We start from the raw sequence: 19696 nt of genomic DNA on the forward strand, positions 1-19696 counted from the left end.
ACAGTCTCGCGGAAACCGCTACTTGGAAGCCGCCATTTTGGAAGCAATAAACAGCACCAGTAACGCGCCAATGGTGGACATAATCCATCCCCCTGGATGCATGACAGCCCCGTCACCCCCGCCGAAGATTAGCGTGGAGATAAACCCACCGGCAAATGACCCCACCACGCCGAGGAGGATCGTCATGATCAGCCCCATACTCTGCGTACCCGGCATCAAAAAGCGAGCGATGGCGCCAATAATTAGCCCAAACACACACCAACTGATGATTCCAATAATCATGGCAGACTCCGATTTGTTCGATGTGATCTAAAAGAAATTGCCACGACAGCGACCTGCTGTGGCATGGAAAGGCAACTCGCTGAAAGTATTCATGACGGGACAGTAGGGATAACGCTATACGGTGACGTACTCAACGTCAAGCTTTGCCCCTCAACTGAGGTTCGCTATATCTAAAGTGAGTGAATTCGTGCGACATAGGTGACGATCACCTGTTGATACGCCACGACGAGCAGAGGGCAGTCACTCACAAATTGTGTTTGGCGGATAACAAGTAAGTTTTGGCAGGTAATGAGTGATCATTCAGTGACACAGCTGCACTTCGAATTTGCAGGTGTCGAATTGGCAGGCGTCCGTGATGGGACATCAAAGCCCCCTTCTCTGCCCCGCAACCCAACCCGCTTGCTCCACCAGTCTCACGAGAAATCACAACTGACTATACGGGATCGAAAACGTGTCCCCATCGTTTACGTTGCCCCCTTTGAGGCCGCGCACAAACCAGCGGGCGCGTTGTTCGGACGTGCCGTGTGTGAACGATTCGGGTACGACGTAGCCGCGTGACTGTTTCTGCAAACGGTCATCGCCGATTGCAGTTGCTGCACGCAGGGCTTCTTCAACATCGCCCTCTTCTAAAATCCGCCAGTTCTGTTGCGCATGATGCGCCCAGACACCGGCGTAAAAATCGGCCTGCAATTCGAGTCGCACCGACAATTGGTTTGCTTCCTCTTTGCTGACTTGGCGTTGCCGGTTGTGCACTCGTTCGTTGGTGCCCAATATTTTCTGCACATGATGACCGACTTCATGGGCGACGACGTACGCTTGTGCGAAATCACCCGGTGCGCCCAACTGGCTTTTCATGTCATCGAAGAAACTCAAATCGATGTACACTTGCTCGTCGAGCGGACAATAAAACGGTCCGGTGGCCGCATTTTGGAAGCCGCAGGCTGAACGGACCGAATCGCGAAACAAAATGAGTTTGGGATCCCGGTATTGATTCCCGTTTTCTCGCAACAATTCGCTCCATACTTCCTCAGTGTCGGCCAACACCACTGAGACCATTTGCGCCAATTCGTCTTGAGCCGGATCGATGCGACCCGGGGCGCCTTGTTGCGCCGGCTGATTTTGTTGCATCTGTTGCAATAATGGAGCCGGATCGCCCCCCATCACGATCACAATAATCACGATGACGATGCCAATGATCCCGCCACCGGCGACCGCCGGACCTCGGACTGACCGCCGGTCCTCGACATTGTCACTTCCCCGTCTACCTTTCCAACGCATCGAATCGCACCCTCTTACCAATCTGGAACTTGGATGTTTGAACAAGGCAACAAGCTGCCCGACTTCGGACCGGCTAGATTTTCACCAAGATGAACGGCCACTCAGAAAACGGCTAATCCTTTGTTGCGTCCGCGAGTGGCTGGCCATCCCTGGCGACGTTCTCATGATACACATGCACATCGCGTTGTGGAAATGGAATGGAGATGCCGTTGCGGTCGAATTCCTCTTTGACTTGCCGTGTCACGTCCCAAAATACGGTCCAATAGTCGCCCGCTTTGGTCCAAGGCCGGCAAATGAAATTGACCGACGAATCCCCCAGCTCGTTGAGCTGAATGACGGCCGGTGGATCCTGAAGGACCAATTCGTGGTTGTTGACAATCGACTCCAAAATCCCTCGGGACTTCTCCACATCGTCGTCATAGCCAATTCCAAACATCATATCCACGCGACGCGTGTCGCTGGCCGTTGCATTGGTAATTGTGTCCGTCGCGATTTTGTTGTTGGGGACAATCATCACCTTGTTGTCGAACGTGCGGATTTTTGTAGATATCAGATTCATCGAATCGACGATGCCGGTTATCCCTGCCGCTTCGATCACATCACCCACATCAAAGGGACGATAGCCCAGAATAATCAACCCGCTGGCGAAATTACTCAACGTCCCCTGTAGCGCCAGACCAATCACAAATGCCGCACCGCCGATAGCAGCCAGCAACGGCGAAATGTTGATTTCCAACGCCGAGGCGGCGATCACTAAGCCGATCAACATCACGACTTGCTTGACAAAGCTTCCCAGAAATTTTTTCAACAACTCCGACGAACCCTTAGAACGCGACGATGCCCGCACCACCAGATTGCTAACAATGCTCGCCAATATATAAAATACCCCGAGTATGAGCACAAATTTCAGTATATTCCAAAACCAACGTTGTCCCCCCTGCTCCGACATCGCCCAACCCTGCAACGCCGCCCAAGTGGTACTGGCATCAGTCACGTCAATTTCCAGACCGCCCACCGCCGAGACATATTGTCGATACTCTTCAACATCTCCACCCTTTAACTCCCAGGCATCGAGCACCGCATTGAGCCGATCGATCAAATGCGTCCGCTCCTCCTGCAACGCCGGAAGTTTCTCAACCAATTCCGCCTTAAGGTCTTTTCCGCCGACATCGTCTCCCGCGTCGCCCGGCTCTCCCTCCGAGCCCACTTCGCTCGCCTGGGTCTGCCGTTTCGCGCCAACTTGCAGATTGCTGGATTCTTCCACCTTTTCCTTGAGCAAATCGCGCCAACCTGCAGCTTCCACAGCTAATTCTTCGCGTGTCAACGGTTTAACAAGTAACTGCAACTGATCAACGGTAATGTCCGCATCAGTAACCGTGGTTGGTTTTGGTGGTGCGACGGCTTCCTCCGCGGCTTGGAGTCTGCTCGGCATCCAGGGCGGAACAAGCGCGATGGCCACAGCTACAGCCCCGCAAAACATCCGTTGACAAAACTTCATCCCAGTTATCCTTTCTTCCTGATTCAAGGATTCTCCGCAATAGTGGCTGCCATATCCCCAGCGGATCAGTGGGACCGCTTGACTAGCGGAGGATAAACATTCCTCCGCTAGTCAAGCGCGATAGGCCCGAAAGTACCCCCTACCCGCTTATTGACCAGACATTGATTTCATCTTATCCATGAACGCTGTCAATTTAGGTTGAATGACATCGCTCACACCTGGAATCGCCTCGATCTTCTCGATCAACGCTTTTAATTGAGCAATCCCTGCGGCGATCATGGGCCCTATTGATGTTTGGGCGCTTTCGGGCAATTTGCCGACCATGTCGCTAATCTTCGCGGCTGCGCCATCGAGATCGCCCAACTTCGATACTGCAGCTTCGGCCGATTCCTTGTTCGTGATTCCCTTGAGTGTCTCTTGGGCCGAGCTAAAGAATCCTTTGATCTGCGTTAACACCTCACTTCCGCCGTCAACACCTTCTAAAGCACTCGCCGCCTTATCGGCGGCCGCCGAAAAGCCAGCACTCAATTTATCACCAGCCTCTTTTGCAAGTTCGCCTGCCGATTCCGTGGCATCACCGACTGCCTCGCCGGCATCTTCCGCCGCATCTTTTACCACACCGCCGGTTTCTTCAGCGGCATCGCTCACAGCCTCTCCCGCCTTGTCCAGTGCATCCCCGGCTTCTTGCGAGCAACCGAGATTCACAACCGCGATCAATGAACACACAAGCGTGGAAACGACCCAAAGATTTGCCGGACGTGCAACACCACGCTCACTCACATTTCTCATCAACATCGTTCTCTTCCCCTTGCTGAGTCTGCATGAAACAGACGTAGACGTGAATAGAAACAGCCTTCGTTTGGTTATTCTGCCGATTTCTGCTCCGGCTTCAATCGCATAAACACGTATTTCCCCACGATCCCAGAATTAATCGACCGAACCCAGAGCTGTTTCCACCGTCAGAAACCCGCTAAACCATAGGAGTTTCAGCCAATTTCGGGACAATTCGACCACCTTTCTCTAGACCAACGTAACGACCGATCGCCATAATTGATGTACACCATAGCGCGCGGTCGGTGGGAACTCCCTGTTCAGGAGTCAACCAACAGACTGTTTTTCTCCAAGATGACCGAGCTTTTTCGTATGCTTTTTCGCACCTATTGGCTGACGCGGCTTTCGATGGCTAACCGCCTAACGGCTCTACGTCACCCGCGACTTCTGGACGATTCGACCATCCTACAGCCGCTACGGCTTGAGGAGCGGCGTCTCCTAGACAGCAATCCGGTGATCACCGCCCTCGATGTCACTCCCACTGTTGTCGACCCAGGTGAGACGGTCACTCTCAGCGGAAGATTCCAAGACTCCCCTCCCGGTGAAGTCGATCACCACATCCTGGTCGACTGGGGAGACGGACAAACCAGTGAACTCACAGGCGACTTTAGCGGATCAACTGCTGCGGCCAACCGCGAATTCACCGCAACCCACATTTACCAGGACGCACCGACTGGCGACACTTCGCAAAGTCAATTCACAATTACCGTCACCATTACCGACGAAGATGGCGGGAGTGACTCCGCACAAACCCTCATCAGCGTCAACAACACTATCCCCACATTAGCCGATCTGACGCTCACCTCACCCGTGCTGGAGAACGGTCTCGCCACCGTCACGGGACGGGTCATTGATGCCGGTAGCTTGGATACGCACACCATCCGCGTCAACTGGGGCGACGGCAGCGCAGACTCGCTGATCCAACTCACCGCCAGCGAAACCACCTTCACCGCCACGCACCGTTACCTCGACGACAATCCGACCGGCACACCGCAAGACATCTATCCGGTCACCATCTCGGTCGTGGACAACAACGGCGGCAGCAGCCAACAACAACTTACCGTCACCGTGCAGAACGTGGCCCCGCAGATCACCACGCTGCTCACCAAACCGGATGCGGTCGAAGAAGGTTCGCCTCTGGTGCTGGACGGCACCTTCAGTGATGTCGGCAGTCTCGACACGCACACTGCCACGATCAACTGGGGCGACGGTACGAGCAGCAACGTTGCCGCCGGCGGGGGACTCTTCAGTGGCGAACACACCTACGTCGATTCGGGTGTCTACACCATCGCTGTCACGCTCACCGACGACGATGGTGCTAGTAGTACCTCGCAAATCAACGTCACCATTGGCAACGCCATTCCCACGCTGACCGACCTCACAATCAATTCACCGATATTAGAGAACGGTCTCGCCACCGTCACGGGACGGGTCATTGATGCCGGTAGCTTGGATACGCACACCATCCGCGTCAACTGGGGCGACGGCAGCGCAGACTCGCTGATTCAACTCACCGCCAGCGAAACCACCTTCACCGCCACGCACCGTTACCTCGACGACAATCCGACCGGCACACCGCAAGACATCTATCCGGTCACCATCTCGGTCGTGGACAACAACGGCGGCAGCAGCCAACAACAACTTACCGTCACCGTGCAGAACGTGGCCCCGGTCATAGAAAGTGCAACTTTAACGGCCATTCCGGAGGTCGATGCGGAATTTGTGTTGTCCGGCGAGTTTTCAGATGCCGGTTCGCTAGATAACCATACGCTGACGGTCGACTGGGGAGACGGATCGGCACCTTCTGTGATTTTGTATGCGGGTGGAGCACAAAACTTTATTGCCTCGCATGTGTTTGAGTCCGAAGGATCCTTTGCAGTGACGGCCACGCTGCGGGACGATGATGGTGCGGTTGCCGTTTCCAGGTTTTCGGCCGATGTCAGTCTGGAAACACAACTGATTGTTACCGAATTCCCTCAAGCGACAGTGGCGAATGCGCCCAGTGGTGGATATGTCGCTGGCGTCGTGATTAAGTCGACTCGCGAAAACATTACGACCACGGTCTCCCCGAATCCGACGACATCAATTCCCTTTGAAGGCAATACGAGCGACCGGCCGGTCAAGGCCATGGAAAATCGCGGTTCTCAGGAAGAAGTGGTTGTGATTGAACTGTTATCTCCTGAGGGAAAGAGGATTCGACACCAGAATCTCCCCAAGACCATACTGGTGGATCTGCCCGGATATATTCGGAAATTGCCCGACGGTCATTATCGATTCTACTTCAAGACGCCTGAAGCCCAGCGTTTGATTATGGATGTTCATGTCAGAGGAGGACAAATCATTGATCCGGGAGATTTGTTGAAAACGCAACAACAAAACGTTTCACAAACCCCCACAAATGACGGCGAATTGTCAGCGCAGGCGAGTGCCCTGCGAATTGATGCCGCAGTTCAAGGCGAAGCGGCGAACGCACACACCGATCATCCCAATTGGGAAGCCTCGGTCGATTCGGCGATGTCCAAGTTTCCTGAGAATTCCTCTCAAGGCCCATTGTCGGCACGGCGTTCCATTTCGACTTACTAAGTCAATTGTTTCTGTAAGACTGCCATACCATGTTAAATTGTCCGCACTGCCGAACCTCGTTAAAAACGTCGGACTTGGAGTTAGACGCCTGTCCGCATTGCGGCGCCGTATTAGTACCATCCAATAGCGAGTCTTCGCTGGGGACCAATCAAACCATAGCCGAGAATCCCGACGACGCTGCCGATGCGACGACCGCCGAAACTCCCACGGTCGCCGATATTGAGGCATCTAAGTCAGCAGAAACCGATGAGACTTTCGTCACAAATGTTGTCGATGAAGTGGACGACGACCAAACATACGCCAAAACAATCTCGGATACTGAAGCATCCGATTTGCCGCTTGATTCCGAGAGTGATAAGACGATCGTCGTCGATTCCGGCACTTTCGAAAAACCGTCCGCTGGCGACCAGACTATCGCCGATTCCGGTCACATAGACGCCACGGAACAAACGTTTGTCTCTGACGAGTTTGATGCCGACCGCACCTTCGCCAATGATACAGAGAAGGATTCAGGCTCCGACCAATCCGCTGCGATCGACCGTACTTTTGTCACCGAAGACGTCGACCTTACTGCCAACTTGAATCGTTCGATGGCGGACGACTGGTCAATCGCGATCAAGCACGACGATGCACCCACCACGTCGATCCGTGCCAAGGAACGATTCGAACCCTCGTCCAATTCTTCTTTGGTCATCAAGACCCGCGCAGTTCAGTCCACAAAAGTCCCGACCGAGACCGATGAAGCGGAGTACGAAATACTCGGCATTCTGGGCAAAGGCGGCATGGGGGTCGTTTATGAAGCACGGCAAACGTCGATCGATCGGTCTGTTGCCGTCAAAATGCTGGGAGAAAAAACAAAGTCCGGTGCACAAAACCAGCAAAAGTTTCTCGCCGAAGCGGTCGTCACCGGCGAGTTGGACCATCCCAACGTCGTACCAATCTATGACGTGGGCGTGAACGATCGCGGTTCCTTGTTCTATTCGATGAAGAAAGTCCAAGGGACCCCTTGGAGCAAGGTCATCAAGGACAATTCGCAGGCCGAGAATCTCGACATCTTGCTCCGTGTCGCTGATGCGGTCGCCTTTGCGCATTCGCGCGGAATCGTACACCGCGACCTCAAGCCCGATAATGTCATGCTGGGCGAATTCGGCGAAGTTTTGGTGATGGACTGGGGCCTAGCGCAGCCGACAGAATCCTTCCGCAAGAAAAACACGGTCGCCAATATCAGATCCTTGGGCGGAACTCCTTCGTACATGGCTCCGGAGATGGTGCTCGGCCCGGTGGAGGCCATTGGACCGGCCAGCGATACCTATCTGTTGGGCGCGATTCTCTATGAGATTTTGACCGGCAAACCGCCTCACACTGCCTCCAACGTCTCACAGGCATTGGTTTATGCCGGAAAAAACGTCGTCAAGCCACCCAAGGAAACAAATGAATTAACCGAAATCGCCATGCGGGCGATGGAGACCGATCCGGAAGATCGTTATCCCAGCGTACGGGATTTCCAACATGACATTCGCGAGTACCAATCACACATCGAATCGGTCGCCCTCTCAGGTTTTGCTGACGACTACCTACGAAAATCGCGGGAAACGCACGAGTATGAAGGGTTCTCGCGCGCCTTATTCGCCTTCGAAGAAGCATCGTCGTTGTGGGCCGGAAACACCTCCGCCCAACGCGGCGCTGCAGCGGCCCGGTTGGAATATGCGCAGACAGCCTTAAACAAAGCCGACTTCGATTTGGCCGCGTCGCTGCTCGACGCGGACAATCCGGATCACACCGAACTCCTTCAAAAAGTCATCACCCAACAACAAGAGCGTGCCGCCCACAAACGACGGTTACGCAGGGCCAAACTACTGGTCCGTGGGCTGGTCGCAATGGTTTTGGCCGTGGTGAGCATCGGCTTGGTGCTGGTCATGAAAGCCGAGAAAACCGCCCGTCGAGAACGCGATGTCGCAGAACAACAACGGCAACTCGCGGAATCGGAAACACTCCGAGCCAATGACGCGGCTGAAAAAGAATCCTTGGCAAGATCTGCCGCGGACAAGTCGGCCGAAGAGGAACGGCAGGCTAAACACGATGCCGTGAAAGCACGTGATGAAGCCGTGGCATCGCAAAAACAAGAAGAGGCCGCCAAAATCGCTGCGGTCGATGCTAGGAAAGAAGCGGAGCAAGCCAAACAGGAAGAAACCAAAGCCAAAGATCAGGAAATCGAAGCCCGACATTTGGCCGACAAAGCACGCGTCGCCGCCGTGGCAGCCAAAGAAGCGGAGGAATACGAAGCCTACATCGCGCGCATCGGTTTGGCGGCCGCCAAGATCGATGAAAACGCCTTTGATTCGGCGCGGGTGTTGCTCGAAGATTGCGACCCGAAGTTTCGCCAATGGGAATGGGGCCGGTTGATGTATTTGTGCAGCCAGTCCGAGAAGAGTTTCGATGTAAGGGAACCAGCGAGTTGTTTAGCACTGGCGCCGGACAATCAAACATTCGTCACCGGCGGCCCCAGCGGCGTTGCCTGGATGTGGAATGCGCAAGACGGGAAGCTCCTGCACGAAAGCCGTCACGGGGGCGATGTGATCCACGCGGTCGCGTTTTCTCCCGATGGACGACTGCTTGCCACCGGCGGCGATAACACGAACAGTTTCATCAAGATCTGGGATGCAAAGACAGGCCAACCGATCGAACGGCAATTTGGCCCCCCCGCATCTGAGGACACCTTTGAAACCGGCCATACGCAAACCGTGACCAGCGTCCAGTTTTCACATGACGGACGCCGGTTGCTCACCGCATCGCTGGATGGCACAGCGCGGTTGTGGGATGTCGAGTCTGGGCAGCAGATACAACGGCTTTTCGGTCACAATTGGTGGGTCAGGTCAGCTACTTTTCGTCGCGAACAGGATACCCAAGGCAAAGCAGTCGACGAAAAACGAATTGTCACGACCGGACAGGACGGTACAGCCATCGTCTGGTCGGACGAAACCGGTCAATGGACCGATGACACCCAGATCCGACAAGGCATTCCGTTTCGCGGTCACAAAGGCCCGGTCTTTTGTGCCCGGTTCACTCCCGATGGCAAACACGTTGTCTCGGGAGGATATGACCGCCGCATATTGATTTGGGAACCCGAGGCGATTGTTGAGTTCGATTTCCGCAATCTCGCGGAAGAATTAGCGCCCACCGAAACTACGTTTCAAGAATTGACCGGCCACACGGACACCGTACGGTCAATTCGCTTCTCACAGGACGGATCTCTGATTGTCTCCAGCGGTCGCGATAATACCGTCCGTGTGTGGGACATCGGCTCCAAGAAATTGATCCGAACGTTTCGCGGTCACGGCAGCGCGGTGGCGGCGGCCGATTTTTCCGCTGATGGACGTTGGATCCTCTCCGCCGGCGGCGATGGACAAGCCAAACGTTGGAGTCTGGACGGGGACGACGAAATCCAAACGCTGCAAGGTCGCCGGCTTGCTGGGCACACCAACGCTGTGTTGGGCGCCAGTTTTTCACCTGACGGCCAACAAGTGGTCACCGCCAGCCAGGACCGCTATGCCAAATCATGGTCGGCCGAATCCGGCGACGTTACACGTGCGTTCTTCGAAGGGCATCAGTTTCTTTCCTCCTCGGTCGTATTCATGCCCGATGGACGGCGGCTGATCACCAGCGCCATGGATAATACGGCGCGCGTGTGGAATCTTGCTTCGGGAACGGAAGAATTTTCCCTGTCGGGGACGGGTCGCAAAGCGGCTGTGGCCGCCTCGCCTGATGGTCGTTGGATTGTGACCGGCAGTGACCAATCGACCGTAAAACTATGGGACGCCGGCAACGGGAAACTCGTGCGCGAATTCACCGGTCATGCCCATGAAGTCACCGCTGTTGCCATAACCACAGCCAACGGAGGTTTAGTGCTCTCCGGAGATGAGGCAGGCCGCTGCTGGTTGTGGGACGCCAATACCGGACAGCAAATCCGGAGACTCACCGGAAAACTAGGAGGACATTCCGGACGCATTGTCGCGGCCGCGTTCACCATAGACGGAAGCCGCGCATTAACGGCCAGCAACGACCGTACTGTCGCGCAATGGGATGTGGAGACTGGTGAAGAGTTGGTTGACCGCGTTTTAAAACATCCCGCAGCCGTCACAGCAATGGCCCTCGCGCCGGACGGCGGTTTTGCCTTAACCGGTTGTCTCGACGGCACGGTCCGCTATTGGGAGATTCAAAGCGGAAAGCTGTTGCACTCGTTTGTGGATGTGGGGGGGAGCGGCGCTGTTTCTGATAACTTGCGGTCACTGATGGAAGAACGTGCGTGGTCGGTCGCTGATCTAAGCCGGCAAAGTCATGTTCGTGAAGAATTGATCGACAAACTTCTTTCCGGCAAGGCAACTGTCGAAGAGGCCACGATCTCGCAGTTAGCCAAAGCGTTTGATGTTGCAACGACAAAACTGCATGAATCGGTTCCGGTCTCGGTGAGCCTTTCCCCGGCCGGGATGGCAGCGGCAACCTATGCAGCCGATGGGAAAGTCCGCGTGTGGGAGGTGGCCTCGGGCCGTGAAGTCCTTAATCAGGAGTATCCGTTTTTGATTTGGTCGGCGGCCTTTGATCCGCAGGCCCAAGGCTCACGGCTGGCCGTTGTCGGTGGAAATCAGACGCATTTGCTCGATGCGGCAACCGGACAGGTCGCGATGGCGTTCGGCCCGCACGGAGCGGTCGCCTCGGCGAACTTCTCGCCTGATGGCAATCGCCTGGTGACGGGAAGCTGGGATAGTTCGGCGCGCATCTGGGATGCGACCAGCGGTCGTGTGCTGGCGAAATTGGAAGGGGCACATGCCGGCGCCATCAACAGTTGTGTCTTCTCGCCCGATGCCGACGGCCGATTTGTCCTCACCTCCAGCGACGATGGAACAGCCAAACTCTGGGAGATCGTCACCCAACGGCACAAGACCTCTCCAGACGCCGCTGAAGTCGAAGTCCGTATAGGTCGCGTGGTTCGCACTTATGCGGGACACACCGCGCGCGTGGGATTTGCAACGTTCTCTCCCGACGGACGCTGGGTCCTGACCGCTTCGGATGACAAAACTGCCGCCCTGTATGAAACATCGGCGCCCGCAACCTCCAGCGAAGACGAACAACACATCCAACCAGCCTGCGTCCTACAGGGACATGAATGGGAAGTTCTCTGCATCGCCGCTTCGGCCGACGGGACACGCGTCATCACCGGCAGCGCCGACAATACAGCCCGTGTCTGGGACCTCGAGATCCAAGAGGACGGCCATGTGAAGGCTGCTCCCCGCTTGCTGTTGGACGGGCATACTTCGAGTGTCACCTGCGTCGCATTTTCGCCACTGCGAGACAAAAACAACAACGGCCATTGGGATCCCGGTGAAACCAACGCCGTCCGTGCCATCACCTCCAGTCGGGACAACAGCGTCAAGCTCTGGGATACCACGGTCAATTCCAGCCGAGACCAGGACGACGGCACCGGAGGATTGTTGAATGCGACCGAAATCCTGACCTTGACCGAACACGACCGCACGGTGACATCGGTTGCGTTTTCCAACGATGGTCGCCGCATTCTCTCAGCCAGCCGCGACGGCCGAGCGATTGTTTGGAAATCCGTCGATTGGTCAGGACCGTAAAACAGAATCTGGAGTCACATCTCTCGACATGTGGGGCATCTTGTCACAATTCGGAATGGTCTCGGCACGCGGCGAATTCAACCGCGCCCGCGCCGCATTGCGCCGTGTGGAAATTGAGGAACGTGACCTGGGCGGTTTCACCGACGATCAATTACTGCGCGAAAGCTCCTCACTGCGGTATCGCGCCAAGTGCGGAGACGCCTTAGACGCGTTGTTACCCCGCGCGTTTGCCCTGGTACGCGAAACCGCCGACCGTCAATTGGGCATTCGGCATTACGATGTGCAAATCCTCGCGGGAACATTACTAGCACGTGGATGTCTGGCCGAGATGGCAACCGGCGAAGGCAAGACGTTGGCCGCCGCATTGCCGTTATATTTGCACGCCTTATCCGGCAAGGGCGCGCATCTGGCCACCGCCAATGACTACTTGGCGAATCGCGATGCCGAATGGATGCGGCCGATTTTTTCAGCACTTGGACTATCTGTCGGCGTGATTCAATCCGATATGCTCCCCAACCAGCGGCGAGCGGCATATGCCTGCGATATCACCTATGGAACCGCTAAGGAATTCGGCTTTGACTTTTTGCGAGATCGATTGCAAGGAAGCGAACAGGGAGTCCTCGACACCGGATTTCACAATCACGGCGAACACCGCGCTGCGCAATTCGTACAACGCGAGTTGAACTACGCACTCGTCGACGAGGCCGACAGCCTTCTGATTGACGAAGCTCGCATCCCTTTAATCATCAGCCAATTTGAATCCGCATCATCCGCAACACTAACGGCAGTCTCAAAGTGGGGCGCTGAGATCGTTGGCCGTCTAGAACAGCCCACGGACTTCATCCCGGATCCGCAAACATCGACTTTTCGCCTGACACCCGCCGGTCGAGAATTGATCCGCCGATCTCCCAAACCGCTAAGCTTGTCGGGGATCCAAGTCAGCGATCTCTATCACAGCGTCGAACAGGCGATCTTGGTCCACCAGCGTTTTCGTCCCGAACAACAATATGTAATCCAAGACGGCGAAGTCGTCATTGTCGACGAATTCAACGGACGAATTGCCAACGGACGCCGCTGGCGAAACGGGTTGCATCAAGCGATTGAGGCCCGTGAGGGTTTGGCAATTTCACCCGTCTCATCGTCCGCGGCGCAGCTCACCACGCAGGAGTTATTTCTTCGCTACAACTGTTGGGCCGGCATGTCAGGCACGCTTCTTCCCGCTGCCAGGGAAATCAATAGCGTCTATCACCGACCCACCGTCGCCGTGCCCCTCAACCGTCCCTGTCGGCGGAACCATTGGCCCGATCAAGTCTTTCTAACGGCCGCCGAGAAATGGACAGCGATCGTCGAGGAGATACGCACCGTCAGCCAGCAAGGCCGTCCGGTCTTGGTGGGAACGCGGTCCATCGATAAATCAGCGCACCTCTCCCGGTTACTCGACCAAGTGGGAATCTCGCACCAAGTCCTCAACGCACTGCATGTTCGCAGCGAAGCCGAACGCATTGCCAGTGCGGGACAGCAGGGACAAGTCACCGTCGCCACCAATATGGCCGGTCGCGGCACGGATATTGGTTTGGGACCGGGAGTAGCTGAATTAGGCGGTCTGCACGTGATCGGCACGGAATTGCACGAATCACCACGGATCGATCGACAACTCAGCGGCCGCGCGGCACGCCAAGGGGATCCCGGAAGCTATCGAATGTTTCTTTCACTGGACGATGAAATTCTCGAAGCGGGTTTTGGTAAGGAGCAGTCCGCCAAACTGAGTACCGCTGCGCAGAAACGCCAAGACACACGCGGGTTAGCCAGTCTCTTTCGATCCGCCCAGCACCATGTCGAAAAGCGACACGCGGGGCAGCGACGGCAGTTGATTCAGTCCGCACTGCGCCGGCAAGACCAGCTCGAACAATTGGGGCTCGACCCGTTTTTAGAAGTCGAAGACGACGCGTCCAACGCGCTCTCTTAAACAGGATACGCGTGCTACGTCTAATAGAGACCGCACCCCCGGAAGGGCGAAGCTCCGTCTGAGCCGCATCGGGCGGCACAGCATGGTTTGCAAGATCGTAGGGCAAACCATAGGTTCGATTAATTCACGTCGAATAAACCAACCGCGTCCTCGCTCGCCCCTTCGAACTCTTCATCAAACCAGACTTCCGCTCCGTCGCTATCATCGGGGCTAGGAGGCACGGCGACTGGTTCCGAGAATTCCGGTTCGCAGTCTTCCGGCAAGACCTCCGCGAATCGGCTCACCTGCCCGTAAGGGCCGCGGCTGACCACCGGATCGGAATAGGTCTTTTGCAAATTCTCGAGATTATGAATCCGAGATTGCAATCGTTCTTCCGCATCGCAATAAGCGGCTTGCGGCCAGGGGCCTTCTGACAGATAGATCTGATTGTGCTCCAGCAAAGTCCCTTCGGCATAGAACAGATTTTTCAGTCCCAGCGCGTATTCGACGCGGGCTTTGTAGTGGGCGCTATCTGCTTCAGCAAACCGTCGCTGGGCGTCGAGCACACGATCAAGATCAGTGATGTTTTCCTTCTCGAATTTGTCCTGCAACACTTCAAATTCCCGTTTGGCCGCCAGTCGCCGATTGAATGTCGTTTTCACCGAGGCCTGTGACCGCTTCACCTCGCCCACACTATTACTCAAATCGTGGACCACTTCCCGTTCTTGCTCACGCAAAATAGCTCGGTCACGGGCCAAGGCTAATTCTGCGTTTTTCACGGCGGCATTCGCACGTCGGTGGCCCAACGGGACCGCGAATTCCATTCCCAGTTCCCATTCTTGGTAGTCGCCGCTCCCCAGATTGCCCCAGGCATTATTAAACTGGCCGTTGACGCCGGCATGTTGTCCCATGAGGTCTTTCCCGAATCCGCGGAACCGGTAGGTCCCCAATGCATCTAAACGCGGCAACAGAAATTTGCTTGTGGCTTCTAACTCCAACGTCCGGCGTTTGACTTGCCAACGTTGCCGCCGCAACTCGACGCGGCGTGCCAAGGCTTCGGATTTGATCGTATCCCAATCAAAAATCACTTCCGCCACAGGGGGTTCGTCAATCGGACGCAGCAGTGTCCCATCCGTGAGTGGCAGCCCCATCAACAGCCGCATCCGTCGCTCGGCGACTTGAATACCTTCCAGTCCCCGAAACGTACCACCCCGGCTGCCGTTGTTGTCCCGCGTCCCTTCGACCAACCTGCCGGAGAGCGCGTCCTGCACCGCTTCTTGAAATCGATAGTATTGTTCCTGGGCCTGTGCTTCGTTTTCTTCTTCGCCTCCCACGCGTCCGGCAATATTGAGCGCCTTGACGCGCCGCCACGTTTCTAAAGCGGCGTCACGGGCAGCGATACGTGAATGCAAGTTGCGATAGGAAAAGTAGAGATCCCAATAAGCGTTTTCCACGTTGCTAATGAATTTGATCACACTTTCTTCAAAGTCCGCCAGACTGACGTCTTCATCAATACGTGCCAGCATCACACCGTTAAATCGCGATCCGTAGGGGAGTCGCGGCAACGTTGCCGTGCTGCCGGTGCCGGGAGGAAATTGTGGTCCGGCAATGCGGTTGAATTCCACGCCGGCTCCCAACAACAACGGTTGCCGAACATTGGCTTCAATCCGCGTATCCCATGCGCTGGGAAATCGGTTGCCGGGAGCGTTGTTTGCGTCGTAGCCGGTGATCTGCCGAATGCCCAACTCAGCCCCGGTTACCGACCGTTTGTCCAAACCATATTGCATGAATGCGGCGTCTTGTTGCAGCATTTGTGTGCCAAAAGCAGTGACCGCGTTATTGACGGCTCGGTCGTTCTTCTGATGAAAGCCATTGGCATAAAAATTGGGATCAAAGGCGCTCAACGCCCCCTCCACGCCAAATCGTGGGTCAGTCTCGGTGATGGCCGGATCGAAGGTCGTGGCAACGACTTGCGGAGCATCCAACACCCGTCCGCCCAGATCCCGCAGTACGCGAGAATTCGAGAGCGCCGTCTTGACGGTTTGTTCCAACGTCAGATCAGTAAACTCGGCGATGTCAACATCTTCAACGGTCAAGGGTGCCGGCGTGATGGACGCATCTAAATCCTGCCCCTGATCGACGAGCGGTTCTTCGATTTCAGTCGAGGCGATTTGATAATCACTCAAATCAGGCGAGAATGGCACGTAGGAATTCGTACTACTACAACCCGTGTACGCAACAGCCATGAGAACCATGGCCGCTGACCAGACCGCTCGTAATGCAGATGAACGGGTGTAATACACGGAGGTTATCTCGACTTTGTGGAAATTGAGATCGACAACTTTGCCCCAGCGGCACCGCACTCATTCGACTGCCACCACCTAAAAAAGGCGTTGGCCGATCCTCGGCGTGCGGACCCTAGACATTGATGTGGACGTACCTTTACAAAGTATCGGCAATTCACGCGATCGGCATGACCGGTACTATTGATACAAACCGGAAATTCTATATTTCCCATTCAATTACCCCATTCTTCCATATGAGAGGCGTGTGCAGACAGCCTCTCCCATCGAACAGATCCGCCATCAAGCTGCGCAGACAGCTGTTCCGCAGAGGTTTAGAATGAATCACTGCCCGTATAAAACGGCGAGTCATTGGCCGCCCCAGTTCTATATTTTGAGTCTTCAATGCCTCCTTCCCCACTCAGTGATCCACCGGATTCCGCAGCGATGGCGCTGCGCGAAATCCACGAGTTGATCGCCACGATCGCCCGTACTGGGGAAGGCGGTGTCACCACCGAGGTGTTTTACGACACCCTGCTGGAAAACTGTGTCCAAGCGACCGCTGCAATGGGCGGAGCCGTGTGGTATCAAGATGCCGACTCCGGCTTTTTTAAGACGGTCCGCGAACTCAATTTCCCTCCGACGCTGTTCAATGACTTCCAATCGGAAGAAGCCCATGCGGGTCGTCTAGCCGAGACTTGCCGCACGGGCGAACCCCAAAGTTTCCCCTACTCGACAACAGCACCCGATTCAGGTGATGCCGCGCATTCCCCCGATTATCTCCTGTTGCTGTGTCCGATTCCTGTGGATGAAGATTCGAAATGGATTGTCGAACTAGTCCTGCGACGTGCAATCTCACCTGCCGCACAACAAGGACATCTGCGATTTCTCTCAACCGTCAGCGAGATAGCCGCTGACTATCATCGACACGCCGAATTGCGAACTCTCCGTGATAACGAAGAGCGTTGGCAAGAACTCTACCGCCTCTCGATCGACGTCCACCAAGGCCTCTCCGTCGATGAAACTGCTTACGCCATCACCAACGGCAGTCGGCGATTACTGGAGTGCGACCGTGTGAGCGTACTTCAACGTCGCAGCGGTCGTTGTCGCCTTCTGAGCGTCTCGGGTGTGGATCAGATTGAAACCCGTTCACTTTCGGTACAGCGGCTGGAGTCGCTCGCTGAAGCGGCCGTCGCGACCAGAGAACCGGTGTGGTCCATCGAAAACGGCGACCCGCTGCCTCCGCAAATTGAACGACCGCTTGAGGACTACCTCAACGAAGCGCACATGCGGCAGCTCGCCGTGATTCCGATGTTTCAAGCTCGCGAATCGACCGAGACCGATACGGGTCCTGCGTTTGCAGCACTTGTTGTCGAATGGAAACGGGCACAAGACTTTGACGACGTCGCCCGCAAACGATCACTCCGCGTGGCCCACGTCTGCGAGTCGGCTTTGGCGCGGGCACTGATGATGCGCGCATTGCCATTCTCCGGTTGGTTGCTGCGACGACGTAAAACAAGCCTGGCGACATCGCGGCGTTTGTTCAAAAGACTCGTTTTTGCCGCGGTCTTGATAACCGGCTTGACGTTGCTAGGAATGCTCCCCAGGCCTTTCACCGTTTCCGGATTAGGAGAACTTCAACCGCGAAACGAGCAGCGGATTTTTGCGGTATCCGATGGCGAAGTCGATAAACTGCACGTCCAACACGGAGATGATTGCGCTGTTGGCGATTTGTTGGTCACCATGACAAATTCACAACTCGATTTCGATCTCAAACAAGTCGGCGGAGAATTGCAGACCACACGCACACGACTGACATCGGTCCGCGCCGCCTATTTGGGCATTGACCGATCGCTGACGCAATCCAACCAGCGGTATGAAGAGCTAACGGCCGAAGAACAAGAACTGCAGGAGAAAATCGACAGCCTCAACAAACAGTATGAGATCCTGTTGGCACAAAAAAGGAGATTAGAAATACGCAGTCCGCTCGACGGACGCGTGCTGACCTGGGACGCCGAAGAATTGCTGCAAGCACGACCGGTCCGTCAGGGCCAAGCACTTTTGACTGTTGCCAATCTCAACGGCCCATGGCGCGTCGAATTGCACGTGTCTGAAGAAGACGTTGGCTATCTCATCGCCGCACAGGAAGAACTCGGAACAGAATTGCCGGTAAGCTTTCTTCTCGAGTCAGACACCAGCGTCACTTATTCCGGAAGACTCGAAACCACAAGCCTCTCAACCAGCTTTGACGAATGGGACGCGGCCGGCATGGCGGTTGCAATCGTCATCGACGATGATCAAGCGATCCCGCTACGTCCCGGTGCCCGTGTCCGCGCAAAAATCGCGGGTGGAGAACGTTCACTCGCGTTTGTTTGCCTACACGATTTATATGCCGCTGTGCAGCGATGGTTGTTGTTTTAAGGTGCCAAGTGACATGAGAATCATGGATCTGCGAAATACGATGCGAAGTTTTATAATCCTGATGGCCGGTGTGTTGTTGACGGCACAGTCCGCACCGGCGGAAGAACCGCAGACCATTGTGATCGATTCGGTGCTGGTCACCGTGCTGGAAAAAGCCGACGTACCGGCTCGAGAAGCGGGGCTGCTGGCTACGCTCAACATTCGTGAAGGGGATCTGGTGCGCGCCGGCCAAGTTCTGGGAGGGTTGGATGATAAGGTTTCCCAACTCGAGCGGGACCGCGTGAACGCTGAACTCGATTTGGCCAAGCAGCGCTCCACAAACGATGTGCGGATACGTTTTTCTGAAAAGGCCGAAGCCGTGACGCGTGCGGAATTAAAAAGGGCTCAGGAATCGGTCGACAAATTCAGCAAGGCGATTTCCCAGACCGAAATGGACCGCCTACGGCTTTCCACAGAGAAATCGACATTAGAGGTCGAGCAAGCGCGGCGCGAGCAGCGGGAAGCGGAATTGGATACGCGGGTGAAAGAACAAGAATTGCGCCTCGCCGATGAAGCCGTGCATCGACGTACGATCAACGCCCCGATCTCCGGCATTGTCGTTCAAGTCAGCAAAAGCCCCGGTGAGTGGGTTGAACCGGGAGAAACCGTGCTGCGCATCCTCCGTGTCGATCTGCTCCGCGCCGAAGGATTCGCCGATGCGCGTCTCATGCAACGCCGCCAATCCGGCCAACCGGTCACCTTGACGATTGACCAACCAGGTGAAAAATCGCAAACCTACTCCGGCAAACTGGTATTCGTCAGCCCCGAAGTGAACCGCTTCAACGGACAAGTCCGCGTTTGGGCCGAAATTGAAAACCCCACGCTCACGTTGCGTCCCGGTTTGACTGCCACAATGACCGTGACATCCAAGCCCCACAAAGACAACGAGCCACCGGGGGAATAA

10 protein-coding genes are annotated in these 19696 nt (G+C 55.6%); 5 read left to right on the top strand and 5 right to left on the bottom strand.

Annotated features, from left to right (window positions below; all coding sequences use genetic code 11):
• Positions 1 to 18: 18 nt before the first annotated feature.
• The 4 genes from CA54_RS28265 to CA54_RS28280 form a co-directional block, all read right to left on the bottom strand.
• Positions 19 to 282 carry a GlsB/YeaQ/YmgE family stress response membrane protein gene (locus CA54_RS28265; protein WP_146374374.1) on the bottom strand — a complete coding sequence of 88 codons (264 nt, stop codon included), beginning with the start codon at positions 280 to 282 and terminating at the stop codon, positions 19 to 21.
• 423 nt (positions 283 to 705) lie between these two features.
• A complete protein-coding gene (gene ypfJ, locus CA54_RS28270) occupies positions 706 to 1560 on the bottom strand; it encodes a KPN_02809 family neutral zinc metallopeptidase (protein WP_146374375.1) in 855 nt (284 codons plus the stop codon).
• Positions 1561 to 1672: 112 nt separating this feature from the next.
• Positions 1673 to 3058: a mechanosensitive ion channel family protein gene (locus tag CA54_RS28275; protein ID WP_146374376.1), complete on the bottom strand. Its 1386-nt coding sequence runs from the start codon at positions 3056 to 3058 to the stop codon at positions 1673 to 1675.
• A gap of 147 nt (positions 3059 to 3205) precedes the next feature.
• Positions 3206 to 3853: a hypothetical protein gene (locus tag CA54_RS28280; protein WP_146374377.1), complete on the bottom strand. Its 648-nt coding sequence runs from the start codon at positions 3851 to 3853 to the stop codon at positions 3206 to 3208.
• A 348-nt stretch (positions 3854 to 4201) separates the two neighbouring features.
• Here CA54_RS28280 and CA54_RS28285 point away from each other — a divergent pair, with 348 nt between their 5' ends.
• The 3 genes from CA54_RS28285 to CA54_RS28295 are packed head-to-tail and all read left to right on the top strand — an operon-like array spanning position 4202 to position 14071.
• Complete coding sequence (locus CA54_RS28285) at positions 4202 to 6472, top strand: PKD domain-containing protein (RefSeq protein ID WP_146374378.1); 2271 nt, start codon at positions 4202 to 4204, stop codon at positions 6470 to 6472.
• A gap of 29 nt (positions 6473 to 6501) precedes the next feature.
• Positions 6502 to 12105 carry a protein kinase domain-containing protein gene (locus CA54_RS28290; protein WP_146374379.1) on the top strand — a complete coding sequence of 1868 codons (5604 nt, stop codon included), beginning with the start codon at positions 6502 to 6504 and terminating at the stop codon, positions 12103 to 12105.
• Entirely contained in the window at positions 12014 to 14071 is a 2058-nt protein-coding gene (locus CA54_RS28295; RefSeq protein WP_146374380.1) for a preprotein translocase subunit SecA, read from the top strand. Before CA54_RS28290 ends, CA54_RS28295 begins: the two co-directional genes overlap by 92 nt.
• A 119-nt stretch (positions 14072 to 14190) precedes the next feature.
• Here the strand turns inward: CA54_RS28295 and CA54_RS28300 are convergent, their stop codons facing one another.
• The gene (locus CA54_RS28300; RefSeq protein WP_197532924.1) at positions 14191 to 16254 is read right to left on the bottom strand and encodes a TolC family protein; all 2064 of its coding nucleotides are present in this window, start codon (positions 16252 to 16254) and stop codon (positions 14191 to 14193) included.
• A 483-nt stretch (positions 16255 to 16737) separates the two neighbouring features.
• On the opposite strand from CA54_RS28300, the gene CA54_RS28305 reads away from it, so the two are divergent.
• Positions 16738 to 18753, top strand: a complete 2016-nt coding sequence (locus CA54_RS28305; RefSeq protein WP_146374382.1) for an HlyD family efflux transporter periplasmic adaptor subunit — start codon at positions 16738 to 16740, stop codon at positions 18751 to 18753.
• 13 nt (positions 18754 to 18766) lie between these two features.
• Positions 18767 to 19696: an efflux RND transporter periplasmic adaptor subunit gene (locus tag CA54_RS28310; RefSeq protein WP_197532925.1), complete on the top strand. Its 930-nt coding sequence runs from the start codon at positions 18767 to 18769 to the stop codon at positions 19694 to 19696.

It is taken from the genome of Symmachiella macrocystis (assembly GCF_007860075.1).
Classification (GTDB): Bacteria; Planctomycetota; Planctomycetia; order Planctomycetales; family Planctomycetaceae; genus Symmachiella; species Symmachiella macrocystis.